General features: G+C 66.2%; 14 protein-coding genes. 4 read left to right on the forward strand and 10 right to left on the reverse strand.

The window, feature by feature from the left end:
- Positions 1-26: 26 nt before the first annotated feature.
- The gene (locus IPF36_RS28430) at positions 27-1082 is read right to left on the reverse strand and encodes a cyclase family protein (RefSeq protein ID WP_133095143.1); all 1056 of its coding nucleotides are present in this window, start codon (positions 1080-1082) and stop codon (positions 27-29) included.
- A 1-nt stretch (position 1083) separates the two neighbouring features.
- Positions 1084-1908: an IclR family transcriptional regulator gene (locus IPF36_RS28435; RefSeq protein WP_135703840.1), complete on the reverse strand. Its 825-nt coding sequence runs from the start codon at positions 1906-1908 to the stop codon at positions 1084-1086.
- A 345-nt stretch (positions 1909-2253) separates the two neighbouring features.
- Here IPF36_RS28435 and garD point away from each other — a divergent pair, with 345 nt between their 5' ends.
- A complete protein-coding gene (gene garD / locus IPF36_RS28440) occupies positions 2254-3813 on the forward strand; it encodes a galactarate dehydratase (protein WP_195431624.1) in 1560 nt (519 codons plus the stop codon).
- 69 nt (positions 3814-3882) lie between these two features.
- Here the strand turns inward: garD and IPF36_RS28445 are convergent, their stop codons facing one another.
- The 7 genes from IPF36_RS28445 to IPF36_RS28475 form a co-directional block, all read right to left on the reverse strand.
- The gene (locus IPF36_RS28445; RefSeq protein ID WP_195431627.1) at positions 3883-5193 is read right to left on the reverse strand and encodes a phosphoribosyltransferase family protein; all 1311 of its coding nucleotides are present in this window, start codon (positions 5191-5193) and stop codon (positions 3883-3885) included.
- Positions 5194-5211: 18 nt separating this feature from the next.
- Positions 5212-6222 (reverse strand): zinc-dependent alcohol dehydrogenase family protein, encoded by a 1011-nt coding sequence (locus IPF36_RS28450; RefSeq protein ID WP_133095139.1) that lies wholly within the window; start codon positions 6220-6222, stop codon positions 5212-5214.
- A gap of 34 nt (positions 6223-6256) precedes the next feature.
- Positions 6257-6712 carry a universal stress protein gene (locus IPF36_RS28455; protein ID WP_135703844.1) on the reverse strand — a complete coding sequence of 152 codons (456 nt, stop codon included), beginning with the start codon at positions 6710-6712 and terminating at the stop codon, positions 6257-6259.
- A 241-nt stretch (positions 6713-6953) separates the two neighbouring features.
- Complete coding sequence (locus tag IPF36_RS28460; RefSeq protein ID WP_195431629.1) at positions 6954-7280, reverse strand: hypothetical protein; 327 nt, start codon at positions 7278-7280, stop codon at positions 6954-6956.
- A 593-nt stretch (positions 7281-7873) separates the two neighbouring features.
- Positions 7874-8554 (reverse strand): hypothetical protein, encoded by a 681-nt coding sequence (locus IPF36_RS28465; protein WP_135703845.1) that lies wholly within the window; start codon positions 8552-8554, stop codon positions 7874-7876.
- Complete coding sequence (locus tag IPF36_RS28470; protein WP_133095136.1) at positions 8551-9957, reverse strand: selenium-binding protein SBP56-related protein; 1407 nt, start codon at positions 9955-9957, stop codon at positions 8551-8553. The genes IPF36_RS28465 and IPF36_RS28470 overlap by 4 nt, the downstream gene beginning before the upstream one ends.
- A gap of 246 nt (positions 9958-10203) precedes the next feature.
- Positions 10204-11142, reverse strand: coding sequence for a LysR family transcriptional regulator (locus tag IPF36_RS28475; RefSeq protein WP_135703846.1), 939 nt, complete (start codon positions 11140-11142; stop codon positions 10204-10206).
- A 111-nt stretch (positions 11143-11253) separates the two neighbouring features.
- On the opposite strand from IPF36_RS28475, the gene IPF36_RS28480 reads away from it, so the two are divergent.
- The gene (locus IPF36_RS28480; RefSeq protein ID WP_135703847.1) at positions 11254-11994 is read left to right on the forward strand and encodes an SDR family oxidoreductase; all 741 of its coding nucleotides are present in this window, start codon (positions 11254-11256) and stop codon (positions 11992-11994) included.
- Between the two features lie 60 nt (positions 11995-12054).
- On the opposite strand, the gene IPF36_RS28485 is transcribed toward IPF36_RS28480, so the two are convergent.
- Positions 12055-12750: a TetR/AcrR family transcriptional regulator gene (locus tag IPF36_RS28485; RefSeq protein WP_135703848.1), complete on the reverse strand. Its 696-nt coding sequence runs from the start codon at positions 12748-12750 to the stop codon at positions 12055-12057.
- Between the two features lie 288 nt (positions 12751-13038).
- Here IPF36_RS28485 and IPF36_RS28490 point away from each other — a divergent pair, with 288 nt between their 5' ends.
- Together IPF36_RS28490 and IPF36_RS28495 are read left to right on the forward strand one after the other, a co-directional pair.
- Complete coding sequence (locus IPF36_RS28490) at positions 13039-14763, forward strand: AMP-binding protein (RefSeq protein WP_195431631.1); 1725 nt, start codon at positions 13039-13041, stop codon at positions 14761-14763.
- Positions 14764-14809: 46 nt separating this feature from the next.
- The coding region (locus IPF36_RS28495; RefSeq protein WP_195431633.1) for an acyl-CoA dehydrogenase family protein at positions 14810-15609 on the forward strand (800 nt) is incomplete at its 3' end.

Below are 15609 nucleotides of genomic sequence, written 5' to 3' on the forward strand. Positions count from 1 at the left end.
CTGGCGTGTTGTGGTTCTTGTTTGGGCTAGACGGTAGCAATCGGCGTCACCGGCGACCCCACCGCCCCCGGCAGCCGCAGCGGCGGCGCGGTCAGCTGGAAGCGGGTGCGGCCATTGGCGCGCAGCCAGTCGGCCAGCTCGCGCAGGTACCACAGCTCGCCCAGCGGCAGGCCCAGCTTGAACAGGCAGTGGTGGTGCAGCGGCAGCAGCGGGTGGTGCCGGTCGCCATCGGGCGCGGGGCGGGCCGGGTAGCGCTCGACCGCGTAGTTGTCGGCGATCAGCGCGGCGATGCCGGCGTCGGTGATCCACTGCAGCAGGCGGTCGTCGCGGCCGTCTAGCGCGCAGCAGCTGTGGTGCAGCACGGCTTCGTCGGGCTCGCGCTGCATCGACAGCACCACCTCGGCAAAGCCGGTGCGCAGCAGCAGCATGTCGCCGGGCTCGACCTCGGCCTTGCCGGCGTCCATGGCGCGCATCAGCTCGTCATAGCCGATGTTGCGGAAGTCCTGGCCGTACACGTGCGCCAGGTCCACCAGCACGCCGCGGCCCTGCATGCCCTTGACCGCGAAGTTCTCGATGCCAAGCGCCTGCGCGGCGCTGTGGTCGTGGCCGCAAGGGTGGGCGGCGAAGTGGTCGTCTTCGGCGTAATCCACCGGACCGACGATATGCTCGTTGGCGCGGAAGCCGTTGTAGTAGACGCGCTCGGGCCGGCCGTCGCCGTCGGCATCGAACAGCGCGCCCACGTGCGCCAGCGCATCCCACTGCGTGCTGTACTGCAGGCACATCAGCACCTGGTCGTCGCTGATCACGTCGGTGGCGGCGGGATCGACCTTGGCGAGCGGGAAGTTGAGGTAGGGGCTGTCGTCGCGAAATGTCGGGCGCAACTGCGGCGGGTGCCGGCGCGGGTTGAGCTTGTTGCCGCCCGGGTAGTCCAGCGGCAGCGACAGGCAGAAGCTGATGCCGGCCCGCACCTCGCGCGCGCCCTTGACGACCTGCTCGGGGCCGATCAGGTTGACGCGGCCGAGCTGGTCGTCGGGGCCGAAATCGCCCCAGTTGGAGCCTTGCGGACGTTGCTTCCAGCGCATGTCATGCCTCCTCTCGCGTACGTGGCCGGGTAGCCGGCCGTTGGATGTCGGGTTTGATATCTGGCTTCACGGCGGCGTGCGAGCGCCAGTGCTCGCAGATGGCGTCGGCCTCGCGCAGCAGTGCTCGCGCCATCGCGGCCTCGCGGCTGGTGATGCGATCGTTGAGCGCCGCAATGCTGATCGCGCCCAGCGGGTAGCCGTCGGGGCCGGGCAGGGCGATGGCGATGCCGCCCATGCGCTCGACCACGACGTCCAGCAATACGGCGTAGCCGCGCTCGCGCGTGGCCTGCACATGGCCCAGCAGCATGTCGCGGCTGAAGCGCGGGTAGCGGCGCATGGCCGGGGCGATGCCGTCGAGCACAGCGTCGACCTCGGCATCAGGCAGCGCGGCCAGCAGCGCCAGGCTGCCGGCGCCGATGCCCAGCGGCCGGCGGCTGCCGATGTCCAGGTAGTTGGCGCGGATCGGGAAGGTGCCCAGCCGCAATTCGATGCAGACCGATTCGCAGCCGCTCGGCACGGACAGGATGGCGCTGTCCTCGAAGGCATTGGCCAGCCGGATCAGCGCGGGGCGTACCAGCGGGCGCAGGTCGGTGCGCGCCAGCGTGGCGGCATGCAGCGCCAGCCATTCGCGCCCCGGCGTGAAGGCCTTGGTGGCGGGATCGCGCTCAACCAGTCCCTCGGCCGCCAGCGTTTCAAGCAGGCGCAGCGCCGAAGCCTTGTCGACGCCGGCGGCCAGCGCCAGATCGGTCAGGCGGCTGTTGCGGGCATCGGTCAGCGCGCGCAGCAGGCGGCAGGCTTTCTGCAGCGAGGTGCTCGGGGTGGTCACGGCGGCGGTCTCCTGGTCCGGTTTTCGTCACGTGAAACCGGTTGAAGCCGTTATAAGCCATCCGTCGCCGCCCGTCATTCTGCGTTGCCAAAAAGTTTTGCCGGATGAAATCAATGGCTGTCGGCGACTGGATAAACCATTGTTGTCGTACAACAATCGATGGAAATCAACAGATGTCAACGAAAAATTCGCGTCTATGCGGCAATTTAATGCAGGATATAACGCATAGGCTACTCGAAGGCAGGGTAAGCCCGGACACAAGCTTGCGCCATAGCCTCTACAATGTCGTCAGACAACGTAACACGTGACTGGCATAGTGCCGTCCCCTGAAGAAAGCCTGCAATCATGAGCGAAGCGACTCCAGCACCGGCATCGCGCCCCCTCTACATCACGATGCACCCCGACGACAACGTCGCCATCGTCGCCAACGACGGCGGGCTGCCGGCCGGCGCCACGTTCCCCTGCGGCCTGACGCTGGTCGAAGGCGTGCCGCAGGGTCACAAGGTCGCATTGACGGACTTGCGCGAAGGCGACGAGGTGATCCGCTACAACGTCGTGATCGGCTACGCGTTGAAGGAGCTGCCGCGCGGCAGCTGGATCAACGAGCGCGTGATCCGCATGCCGGCCGCGCCGGAGCTGCACGACCTGCCGGTCGGCACGCGCGTCAGGCCGCTGCCGCCGCTGGAGGGCTACACCTTCGAGGGCTACCGCAATGCGGACGGCTCGGTCGGCACGCGCAATATCCTCGGCATCACCACCACCGTGCAGTGCGTGGAGGGCGTGGTCGAGTTTGCCGTGCGGCGCATCAAGGAAGAGCTGCTGCCGAAGTACCCCAACGTCGACGACGTGGTGGGCCTGGAGCACTCCTACGGCTGTGGCGTGGCGATCGATGCGCCGGATGCCGGCATCCCCATCCGCACGATCCGCAATATCGCGCTGAACCCCAACTTCGGCGGGGAAGTGATGATCGTCAGCCTGGGCTGCGAAAAGCTGCAGCCCGCGCGGCTGGTCAGCGCCGGCACCATCCCGATCCAGAAGGAAGGCGAGCCCGACGTGGTCTGCCTGCAGGACGAGCAGCACGTCGGCTTTGCCTCGATGATCGAGTCGATCATGGCTACGGCCGAGAAGCACCTGCAGCGCCTGGACGCGCGCCGGCGCGAGACCTGTCCCGCGTCCGACCTGGTGGTGGGCGTGCAGTGCGGCGGCAGCGATGCCTTCTCGGGCGTTACCGCCAATCCCGCGGTGGGTTTTGCCACCGACCTGCTGGTGCGCGCCGGTGGCACAGTGATGTTCTCCGAGGTCACCGAGGTCCGCGACGGCATCGACCAGCTCACCGCGCGCGCGGCCACGCCCGAAGTGGCCGAGGCGCTGATGAAGCAGATGGCCTGGTACGACGCCTACCTCGAGAAAGGCAAGGTCGACCGCAGCGCCAACACCACGCCGGGCAACAAGAAGGGCGGCCTGTCCAATATCGTGGAAAAGGCGATGGGCTCGATCGTCAAGTCCGGCACCGGGCCGATCCATGGCGTCAGCGGACCGGGCGAGAAGGTCACGCAGAAGGGTTTGATCTATGCCGCCACGCCGGCGGGCGATTTTGTCTGCGGCACGCTGCAGCTGGCCGCCGGCATGAACCTGCACGTTTTCACTACCGGCCGCGGCACGCCGTATGGGCTGGCCGAGGTGCCGGTGATCAAGGTCTCGACCCGCAACGACCTGGCACGCCGCTGGCACGACCTGATGGACGTCAACGCCGGCCGCATCGCCACCGGCGAAGCCACCATCGAAGAGGTGGGCTGGGAGCTGTTCCACACGCTGCTGGCGGTGGCCAGCGGCAAGAAGTCATGGGCGGAACACTGGAAGATCAGGAACGCGCTGGTGCTGTTCAATCCGGCGCCGGTGACTTGAGGTATCGGCTGTCGGGTCTGTGATGGCGGCGGCTGCTATTCGCCACCGGGTGTAGCCGGCCAGCATATGTCATCCACCGTACCCCAGCCTGGAACACGATTGAGGCGCAAGGTGCCTCTCGAACCAGGCTATCGTGAGTGTTGCGACGTCTTCCAGGGCCTTGCGGTCTTCGAATCCTCGGCCATTCGTCGGGATGAGCCTCAACTGCCGCGGGCAATGCATTTGCTCAAACGCAAGATTGTTGATCTGAATGTTCTTTGGGTCGCCGCTTGCACATATCAGCAGCGCAGGGATATCGAGGCGCTGCAGGCTGGCGGCACCAGCGAGATCCGGTCGTCCTGCAACACAGGCCACCGCGCGAAGTTGTGCCTCGCCGTACGCGGCCGAGCGCAGGGCCGCAGCTGAGGCGGTGCCGGTACTAAGCAGGCCGACAGGGAGGTCTGCGCAGGGTGTTCCGCCATGCAGGAAGCCCAGCGTCTGGTTCAACCTTGCCACCAGCTCATCGACATCCGACTCGGGCGCGTCGTCGAAGCGGCTGTCAGGCTGCAGGTCCACAAGCACGGTGGCGAATCCTTTCGCGCGTAGCTTGCGTGCCAGGTAATGACTGCGGACGTCGCGGCGTTCCGCGCCACCGGCATGAATCATCACCGCGACCCCGATGGGATTCGCGGCGGTTTCGAACATGACTCGCAGGCAAGTCGTCCCATATGGAACCAGCATCGCTCTGCTGATTGCCGGCACGCGCGCCTCCACCCCTGGCCGGGCATGGCCTGGGGATTGCACTGTCACCTGCCGGACGAAATCGTCGGTGACCAGACTGAACTCGTGATAGAAATGCGCGAGATTTTCGATGGACTCCGGGGTATCCAGGCAGATGACTTCATCCACCAGCGCCCGGATCCTGTCCAGTCCCGCTCTTGAGGCGATCGGAAGCGCGCATATGAGTCGAGCGGGCTGCCGCTTGCGCAGGCGCGAGAGGGCCGCATACATCGTCGCGCCGCTCACCAGGCCGTCATCCACGACAATCACCACGCGACCGCCCGGATCCGCCTGCTTGCGAACCGGCTTATAGACCGCGCGCTGCCTGCGAAGCTGGTCGAACTGGGCGTCACGCTGTCGGCTGGCGTCGCCATGCGCATTCGCTTCGCCCGTGCACCACGTCATGCCTATGTCGTCCAGCGCCATCCCTGGGGTGATGCGGCGCGCCATCACGAGATCGAATTCGGCGTCCAGCGCGTCGGCGACGACGCGCCCGACCGGCACTCCGCCACGAGGGATCGCCAGAACCAGGGCGCCGGTTCCCCGATACGCATGCAAGGCCCGCGCCAGTTCCGTTCCGGCATGTTCACGGGTCTGAAAACGTGTTTGATATGGGCGCATTCTAGAACTGAAGGAGAATCAACGATGAATCTGCAAGACCGCGGCGCCGGAAAGGCGGCCGTCACGCAGATCGGCCAAAGCCTCATTGGCCTGCTCAAGCGGATACGCGGTGGTGTGTGTATGCAGCAAGGTGCGGGCGGCGATCTCCATCAGCGCAATCCCGTCGGCGCGCGTCAGGTTGGCGACGGAACACAGGCGCCTCTCTTCCCAAAGCAGTTCGTAAGGCATGCCTGGGATATCGCTCATGTGGATGCCGCCGCAGACAACGGTGCCACCTTTATCGACGGCGCGTAGCGCTTTGGGCACCAGTGCGCCCACCGGCGCGAAAATCAGCGCGGCGTCCAGAGGCACCGGAGGCGGGAGGTCGCTCGAGCCGGCCCAGCACGCTCCAGTCTGGTATGCCAGTTGCTGGGCGCCCGTGTCGCCAGTGCGGGTGAAAGCGTAGACTTCCCGGCCTTGTGCCACGGCAATTTGCGAAACCAGGTGGGCGGCTGCGCCGAAGCCATAGATGCCGATGCGGCGTGTATCGGCGGCAGGCCCTGCCATGCGCAGCGTCCGGTAGCCGATCAGGCCGGCACAGAGCAGCGGGGCAGCGTGTTCGTCATCGTAGGCAGGCGGAATCCGAAAGCAATACCTGCTGTCTGCGACAACATATTCAGCGTAGCCGCCATCGCGCGTATAGCCCGTAAATAGCGGTGCATCGCAGAGGTTTTCGTGATGACGCTGGCAGTAGCGACAGTGGCCGCAGGTATGGCCAAGCCATGGCACACCCACGCGGTCGCCCGGCCCGAAGGCGGTGACACCCGCTCCGCAAGCATCCACCCGTCCAACGATCTCGTGTCCGGGGATGAGCGCCGGTTTGGGATGGCGCAGGTCGCCGTCTACGATATGCAGGTCGGTCCGGCATACGCCGCAGGCAGAAACAGCGATGCGTACCTCATCCGGCCCGGGCTCGGGGACTGGCCCGTGTACCAGGACCAAAGGCTGCCCCGCGCCTGCAAATTGCATGGCTCGCATGGTCTCGGGCATGCAGGTGTCCTTGTCGGTGCCCCGGCGTGGGGCGTCAGCCTTCGATTTCGCTGCGGACCAGCAAGACCGGCTTGGTTGTCTGGGCCAGTACGCCTTCCGCCACGCTGCCCATCAGCAGCCGCCTGACGCCGCGCCGCCCGTGCGTGCCCATGACAATCATGTCGGCATTCCAATTGTCGGCTTCGGTGGCGATGGTCGTGGAGATCCGCCCGGGAGCCACCGGCTTTTCGTCCAATTGCGTATGGCATCGGATTCCCGCCTGGCTGAGGCGTGCCGTCGCGGCGTCCAGTGCCTTGCGGCCGTACGAGATCTGCTGGTTCGCCAGTTCGCGGGGATCGAAATAGCCTGCCTCAAAGTACACATCGCTGTCATCGACCACAAACAACGCCTTGACTTCGGCGCCGGTGGCCGCGGCGATTGCGATGGCCTGGCTGAGCGCCAGGTCGGAGGAGTGGCTGCCGTCCACGGCGAGCAAGAGGCGCTGGTACATGCGATGCTCCTGTGGGGTGGGACTGCATAGTCCCTGGGTCTGATGCATTCAGCCTAGGCGGCAGTGTTGGATGGAACTTGATATTGGTCAAACCAAGGCGCGGCCCCCCGCATCGTGAGCAGGCCGGTGCAGCGGCCAAGCGCTTGCCAGTTCCCATTCCTGGAGGCGGCGCCTTGGGGCGGTGCCGCCTGCTGCACCCGACAAGAATCCATGCATTGTCAGTGACAAGAGCGGCACTTGTTCAACTCGGGTGACGCTGGGGCACAGGTGGCGCAGACGGCGGCGATGCCGAATCCCGGGACGGAAAGAGGGCCCTGCCGCTTGCCCACTGCATGACGAAGGCCTGCATTGCGAGGATGTCACGCGGCCTCTGCATTGCCAGGAACTGTCTGGTGCATGCATGGGTGCCGGGAACGGCGCCATGGAACCATTGAAGGTTCCATTCCATCAGCGTCTCGAACTGTGAAAATGCTTTCTCGGAAAAGCACAGTACATCTGCCATACCCCTGAGGACTTCAAGATTGGCTTGCTGAGCCGCTGAAAGCTGGGCAAAGGGCAATCGATTCATGATCACGCTCCCGCATGTGAGCGCCACAGTCATCGGTTCGCAGTATGGCGCTCCGAGTGGAGGCACTCCGGCAGAACCGGCTGGAGCCCCGCTCGAAAAATATGAAGCCCGACCCGTGCCTGTCCCGACTTGAGAATGCACCCCGGCCACGATCAAATATCGCCATGGCTTCAAGAAGCAGGGGTACGCAATCCCGATGAGACAAACAACGGGGGGATGAGTCGCTATCCGAGGGGATTTCCGGAGCCGCCAGGCGCGTTAGTGCGCCCTTGGCCGGCTCCGGACTAATAGAGGCAGGCGAGACCTACGCCTTGGAGTGGCCGCTCGCTGTCGAGCCGGCGCGGAATCGTCATTGCAGCGCCCATTTGCGAGGGTTTGGCCGCAACTTGGGAAAACGGCAGCGCATGCATGCTTCGTGAGCACAAATTATCGAAAGCGCGCGCCGTGATGTCCATCGCTCAGTTCCTCTGAAGAAGATTGAAAACGAGGTTCAGGGCATCATATCCACTTCGCAAGGAAAGGGCAAACCACTCCGGGCCGATGCCGTGCTGGTGGCGGCGATAATGCCGGGCGGGTGGTTCGGCTCGTCTGCGCTAATGCGGCGATGGCAGCTGGATGCCGCTGAATGCCAGCGCCAGCCCACCGACAAGCACCAGGCTGAGCGCCCACACCACGTCGAGGTTGAACCAGCTGCGCGACACGAATTTAAGCCCGACATAGCGATAGACCAGCCAGGCCACCACGCCCCCGGTGGCGATCAAGGCCGCGGCATGCACGACGGACACGAGCAGCGCCATCGAGACATTGGCGCCCATCAGCGCGGCGGCGGCCTTGTGGCCGGCATCCTCGTCGGCGCGGCACAGCCCGAGATAGATCGGCACCAGCATCAGCCCGGCGCCATGCGCGATTGCCACGGCGAAGGACCATAGCGCCAGGCGCCCCGGCCGAATGCGCGCCAGCGAGCGCGGATGGCGGCGCCAGGCCAGCAGCGCCAGCCCCCAGCCGATCACCAGCAACCCCGCGGCAAACTGCAGCGGCGCCTGCCAGCGGGCCACCATGGCCAGCACGCCGAACGGCAGCATGACCGCGATCATCGCCAGCAGGTGGCCCAGCGCCAGCCATCCGAGCGCCGACACCACCGCGCGGTCCTGCCGCGCCAGCAACCCGTTCGACACGGCCAGCGGCCATCCCATCGCGGGATTCAGGCCGTGATAGATGCCGCTGGCCAGGACCGCCGACCACAGGCCGGCATGCTCCCAGGAGAACGCCGTCAAGACCGGACCGACGGATAGCAGAACGAGTCAGTCGAGCAGTCGCCGCCTTCCAGCCGCACCTGGTGCGCGCGGTAGCCGTCGGGGAATTCCAGCCAGTAGTCATCGGCCAGCGCCAATCCGCCCTCCGGCTCGGCGCGTCCCATCACCTGCACGCCGGGCACGCCGTCTGGATAGAACTGGTTGTCCCAGGTGGAGTAGAGCGAGTTGGTCCAGTAAACGCGCTTGCCGTCGCGGCTGATCTCGACCATCTGCGGGCCGCCGGCGAAGGTCTTGCCGTTCGGATGCGGCGTGCGCCGTGCAATGCCGCCGAGATGGACCGAGCCCGACAACCGTGGCTTGCGCGGGTCGGTGACGTCGTACTGGCGCATCTCGCCGGTGCCCCAGCACGACACGTACAGGAATTTGTCGTCGAGCGACAGGTCGATGTCGGTGATCAGCGGCGGCACCGCGCCGAAGCCCTGCAGCAACGGCGGCAGCAGGTCGGCCGAGGCCGGCTCGGGCGGGATGGTCGCGGTCTTTTCCGCGTGGAACTTGCCGCCTTCGCGCCACCAGGTCCAGATCGAGCCTTCCAGGTTGGTGGTGTCGACCACCACGCCGACAAAGCCGTATTCCCGCACCGGATCGTGCGCGGGCCTGACTTCCAGCGCCATCTGGTGGTTGGCGCCCAGGTCGATGGTCTGCACATTGCGCCGCGCGCGCAGGTCCCAGAAGTGCAGCTTGTGGCCGTACTTGTTGGAGAGCAGGTCTTCGGCCACCAGGCCGTTCTCGAACTGCGGCGGCAAGGCCCACTCGCTCGACACCATGTAGTCGCGCGGCAGGTTCCACCAGAAGTCGTAGTGCTTCTCCTGCTCGCCGCGGTCGATTTCCCAGCGGCCGAGCACCTCGAAGGTCTCGCAGTCCATGATGAAGATGCCGGGGAACCCGTCGGTGCCGTCCTGCCCCGCGCCGCCGAGCGTGCTGACGTAGATCCCTTCGGGGCCGCAATGCACGGTGTGCGGTCGCGAGTAGCCGGTCTTGCCGATGATCTCGTCCGGCTCGATGATCTTGTGGATGCGCGCCTGCGTGGGATGCGGCTTGGTGTCGACGATATAGATGCGCGACGAGCGCATGCCGGGAATGATCAGGTAGCGCCGCTCCAGGAACGCGTGGCCGGTCAGCGGCGACAGCGCGGAGGAACAGGCATTCCAGCCGAAGTGGTGCAGCTCGTCGCCCTTGTTGGTCATCGGCACGGTATGCACCACCGTGCTGTAGGTGGGCGAGCCGGGCTTGACGTCGATCACGGCCAGTGCGTCGGGGCGCGAGCCGTCGGGGCTCAGCAGCAGGGTGTAGGCGAATTCTTCCGGCGGTGCGCTCATCGCGAGCTGGGGCGACGGGTAAAACGTGGGATCCGGCCGCATGTTCATGGTTAGCCCTCCTTGTTCTACGCCGGTCACATGCCGCGAGATCGCGCAGGCCGGCATGGCAGCGTCCGCGCACGGAAGTGGACTTCAAGCGTACTTAGCCTAGGTCGTTCTCTATCCCTAGTCAAACGGGCCGGCACGCCGCCGCAGGGCCGTTCTCGTCACGCTGGAGATGCGTGGCGCGTGGGCATGCGCCGGCCGCACGCGACTCAATGCGACTTGGCGCGCTTTAGCGTGCCTTGGCGCGGCTTAACGCACCGGCCGGATGCCGGCATCAAAGCGCGCCGCCAGCCCGTGGTCGCGGAACGCCGCTACCACGAAGTCGATGAACACGCGCGTCTTCGGCGGCAGCAGCGTCTTGTTCGGGTAGTACAGCGAGATCGGCCCGTTGTCGGCATGCCATCCGGGCAGCAGGCGCACCAGCGCACCGCTTTCCAGCCATCGCGCCGCATGCGGCGTCGGCAGCAGGGCCACGCCGTAGCCGAGCATGGCCGCGTGCGCCATTGCCTCGGGGTCGTCGAAGATCATGCGCGTGCGCTGCGTGACCGGTGCTTCTTCGCCCGACTCGCTGCGCAGCGTCCAGGTGCGCAGCCGGCCGGTCGGGCCCGAGCGCCGCACGATGCCGTCCAGCGCGGCCAGCTCGCCGGGGTGGCCCGGCATGGGCCTGCCCGCCATATAGGCGGGCGATGCGGTCGCGACGATGCAGGTCCGCGCCAGTTCGCGCGCCACCACGCCGTCGGTCAGTTCGATGCCGCCGCCGATGGCCGCGTCAAAACCGTCCTGGATCAGCTCCGCGGGGCGGTTGTCGAAATGCCAGTCCGGCACGATCGCCGGATAGCGCTGCAGGAACTCGCCCAGCAGCGGCACCAGGTGTTCGCGGCCGAAGGCGAGGGCCATGCTGACCTTGAGCGTGCCCGCTGGCTTGCCGGCGTCCTGCGAGGCGCTGGCAAAGGCATCGCGCAAGGTCGAGAACGGGCCCGAGACCTGCCGCAGGAACTGCTCGCCGCTGGCGGTCAGCGTCAGCTGGCGCGTGCTGCGCTGGAACAGCCGCAAGCCCAGGTGCGACTCCAGCCGCGCCACGTTCTTGCTGACCGCCGCTGGCGTCATGCCGAGCTGGCGTGCCGCCGCCGAAAAGCTGCCGGCTTCGGCACTCCGGACAAAGGATTCGAGCAGGTTCAGGGCTTCCATGGCCTCAGCTTATACCAACGGTTGAAAAAGCTGATGCCGGCTTGTGGCTAGCGAAGGGGCAATCCGCGAACGATACTGGGTTTGCCAACCAACCATTTCCCGGAGCATTCCATGGCCACCCTGACAGGAAAAACTGCATTCGTTACCGGCGGCGCCCGCGGCATCGGCGCGGCAATCGTGCGCCGGCTGGCGCGCGAAGGCGCCGCCGTCGCCTTCACCTACCAGAGCTCCGCGGCCGGCGCCAACGCGCTGGCGGAGGAAGTGGAAGCCTCCGGCGGACGCGCGCTGGCGTTTCAGGCCGACGCCGCGGACGCCGCCGCGCTGACCCGCGCCATCGACGACGCTGCGCGCCAGTTCGGCAAGCTTGACATCCTGGTCAACAACGCCGGCGTGCTGCGGCTGGGATCGGTAGAGACCCTGTCGCTGGAAGACTTCGACGAGACCCTGGCCGTCAATGTGCGCGCGGTGTTCGTGGCGGCCAGGGCGGCGCTGACGCACATGGGCGAGGGCGGCCGCATCATCAACATCGGCAGCACCAATGCCGAACGCATGCCGTTCCCCGGCGGCAGCGCGTATGCAATGAGCAAGTCCGCGCTGCTGGGGCTGGTGCAGGGCATGGCACGCGACCTGGGGCCGCGCGGCATCACCGTGAACAACATCCAGCCGGGACCGACCAATACCGACATGAACCCGGAAGCGGGGGATTTCGGCGCGGCGCTGCATAGCCTGATGGCGTTGCAGCGGCATGCCACGCCGGAGGAGATTGCCGGCATGGTGGCTTATGTCGCGGGTCCTGAAGCGGGCTTTGTCACAGGCGCCAGCCTGATGATCGACGGCGGTTTCAGCGCCTGAGCGCCAGGCAAGTAAGCCTTACGCACGCCAGCCAGCACGCCGGCCCCACGCCGGCGTGCCTCAGTCTTTCGTCGCCTTGCGCAGTGCCGCGCTGACCTCGCCGTAGAAGCCCCGCAGCTTCTCCAGCTCCAGGTCCACCGGCTGCAGCGCCGGCCACAGCAGCGCCACCATGTCACGCGCGGTCTTCTCGATATCGACCTCGCGCTGCCGCGCGATCGCATCCCACAGGATGTGTTCCATCGGCCCCAGGATGGCCGAGCGCAGCAGGCTCAGCGGCAGGTCGCCACGGATCTCGCCATTGCTGCGCGCCCGCGCCAGCAGATCCATAAGCGGCGCCGTATAGCGGCGCTGCAGCGGCAGGAACACCTCGCCCAGCCCGGGCCCCTTGGCCCGGCCTTCCGACAGCACCAGCGCGCACAGCCCGGTCCCCTGGATCAGGAACAGGCGCAGGTGCGTCTTCACGTAGAACTCCAGCTGCGCCTTGGTGGGCTGGCCGTGCGGCATGCCCTGTTCCAGCGTGCTGATGATCTCGTCGTACCAGTCTTCGATCACGCGCACGCACAGCTCGCGCTTGCCGTGGAAATAGGTAAAGACCGTCCCCTCGGAGACGCCCAGGCGCTGGGCGATCTCGGTGGTGGTGGCGCGCTCGTAGCCAAGCTCGGCGAACACGTCGCGGCTCACGCGCAGGATGTCGCGGATGCGCTGCTCGGCCTTGGCTCCGGCGGGAACGCGGCGCCGGGAACTGGTGTCTTCCATGTTGTCGGGGGTGTGGACGTCGGTCTCGTGGCGAGGATTATAGTGCGCCGCTCGCCAAAACTTGAGTAAAGCTCAAAATTAATATTGCGTTCTGCCTCCCGAGCGTGTACTTTTCACTCGTCGGCGCCACAGGCCGCACCGGCGGGCGAGGGCAGGTGCCGAAGGATTTAAGGGATTTCCCTGATGTGATGTCCCGCCAGCCCATCAAAGACAATGACCACGGCGTGAATTGAGTGATACTCACAAAACGCCGGGCGCACGGAACGCCACCGAGCTTTGGAGACCAGTATGACGATGCAGGGCGAGTCCCAATCCACCATCCTGCCCCTGGGCGGGCTGTCGCATGTACGAGGCGAAACCAATATCCCTCTGTCCGAGCAGACGGTGCCGGAGCTGCTGGCGCAGACCGTCGCCCGCTTTGCGCAGCGTGACGCGGTCGCCTTCCGCGAGCAGGGCGTGCGCTGGACCTGGCAGCAGTTCGCCGAGGCCATCGATGCGCTGGCGGCGGGGCTGCACGCGCTCGGCCTGGTCCGTGGCGACCGCGTCGGCATCTGGTCGCCCAACCGCGTGGAATGGGTGGTGACGCAGTTTGCCACCGCGCGGCTCGGGCTGGTGCTGGTCAATATCAACCCGGCCTACCGGCTGTCCGAGCTGGAGTACGCGCTGAACAAGGTTGGCGTCAAGGCCATCGTCGCGGCCGAGGCGTTCAAGACCTCGCGCTACCTGGAGATGCTGCAGGCGCTGGCTCCGGAACTCGCTACCAGCGAGCCGGGAGCGCTGCAGGCCGCGCGGCTGCCGTCGCTGCGCTGGGTGATCCGCATGGGCGCGGGCGAGACCCCGGGCATGATCCGCTATGACGACGTGGTGGCGCGTGGCGCCGGCGTGGGCCGCGAATCGCTCGACGCCATCACCGCGCAGCTCGACCGCAACGACCCGATCAACGTGCAGTTCACCAGCGGCACCACTGGCGCGCCCAAGGGCGCCACGCTGACGCACCGGAACATCGTCAACAACGCGCGCTTTATCGCCATGGCGATGCGCTTTACCGAGCAGGACAAGCTGTGCATCCCGGTGCCGTTCTACCACTGCTTCGGCATGGTGCTCGCGGTGCTGGCGTGCGTCTCGACCGGCGCAGCGATGGTGTTCCCGGGCGAAGCCTTCGAGCCGGAAGCCACCATGCAGGCCGTCAGCGAGGAACGCTGCACCGCGCTGCACGGCGTGCCGACCATGTTTATCGCGCAGCTCGACCATCCGCGCTTCGGCGACTATGACTTCTCTTCGCTGCGCACCGGCATCATGGCCGGCTCGCCGTGCCCGATCGAGACCATGAAGCGCGTGGTATCGCAGATGCATATGTCCGAGGTGACGATTGCCTACGGCATGACCGAGACCAGCCCGGTCTCGTTCCAGAGCAGCACCACCGATCCGCTGGACAAGCGCACCACCACCGTCGGCCGCATCCAGCCACACCTGGAAGTCAAGGTGGTCGATGCCACCGGCGCCACGGTGCCGGTGGGCGAGAAGGGCGAGCTGTGCACGCGCGGCTACTCGGTGATGCTCGGCTACTGGGACGACGAAGCCCGCACCGCCGAAACCATCCGCGATGGCTGGATGCATACCGGCGATCTCGCCACCATCGACGAAGAGGGCTACTGCAATATCGTCGGCCGCGTGAAGGACATGCTGATCCGCGGCGGCGAGAACATCTACCCGCGCGAGATCGAGGAATTCCTGTTCCGCCATCCCAAGGTCCAGGCCGTGCAGGTGTTCGGCGTGCCGGACCAGAAGTACGGCGAGGAAGTGTGCGCGTGGATCGTGCTTAAGCCGGGCGAAAGCGCCACCGAGGAAGAGATCCGCGAGTTCTGCCGCAACCAGATCGCCCACTACAAGATCCCGCGCTACATCCGCTTCGTGAACGAGATGCCCCTGACGGTGACCGGCAAGGTGCAGAAGTTCGTGATGCGCGACCAGATGGTGCGCGACCTGAACCTCAGCGAATCCAAAACGGCCTGATCCCCACGCCGACATCGATTACCAGAACTTTCAAGACAACACTGCCATGACTACCTTGCCCGGCCTGAAATTCGACCTCGGCGAAGACATCGAGATGCTGCGCGATTCCGTGCGTACCTGGGCCCAGGCCGAACTGGCCCCGCGCGCGGGGGAGATCGACCGCACCGACCAGTTCCCGATGGACGCCTGGAAGAAGATGGGCGACCTCGGCGTGCTCGGCATCACCGTGGCCGAGGAATACGGCGGCGCCAACATGGGCTACCTGGCGCACATGATCGCGATGGAAGAGATCAGCCGCGCCTCGGCGTCGGTGGGCCTGTCGTACGGCGCGCACTCGAACCTGTGCGTGAACCAGATCCATCGCAACGGCACGGCCGCGCAGAAGGCGAAGTACCTGCCCAAGCTGGTGTCGGGCGAATGGATCGGCGCGCTGGCGATGAGCGAGCCCAACGCCGGCTCCGACGTGGTCAGCATGAAGCTGCGCGCGGAACTGAAAGGCGACCGCTACGTGCTCAACGGCACCAAGATGTGGATCACCAACGGTCCGGACTGCGACGTGCTGGTGGTTTACGCCAAGACCGAGCCCGAGCTGGGCGCGCGCGGCATGACCGCCTTTATCGTCGAGAAGGGCATGAAGGGCTTCTCCGTGGCGCAGAAGCTGGACAAGCTGGGCATGCGCGGCTCGCACACCGGCGAGCTGGTGTTCGAGGACGTGGAGGTGCCGGCCGAGAACATCCTCGGCGCCGAGAACAGCGGCGCCAGGGTGCTGATGAGCGGGCTGGACTACGAGCGCGCCGTGCTGTCGGGCGGCCCGGTCGGCATCATGCAGGCGTGCATGGACGTGGT

The organism is Cupriavidus sp. IK-TO18, from assembly GCF_015549295.1.
Taxonomy (GTDB): Bacteria; Pseudomonadota; Gammaproteobacteria; order Burkholderiales; family Burkholderiaceae; genus Cupriavidus; species Cupriavidus oxalaticus_A.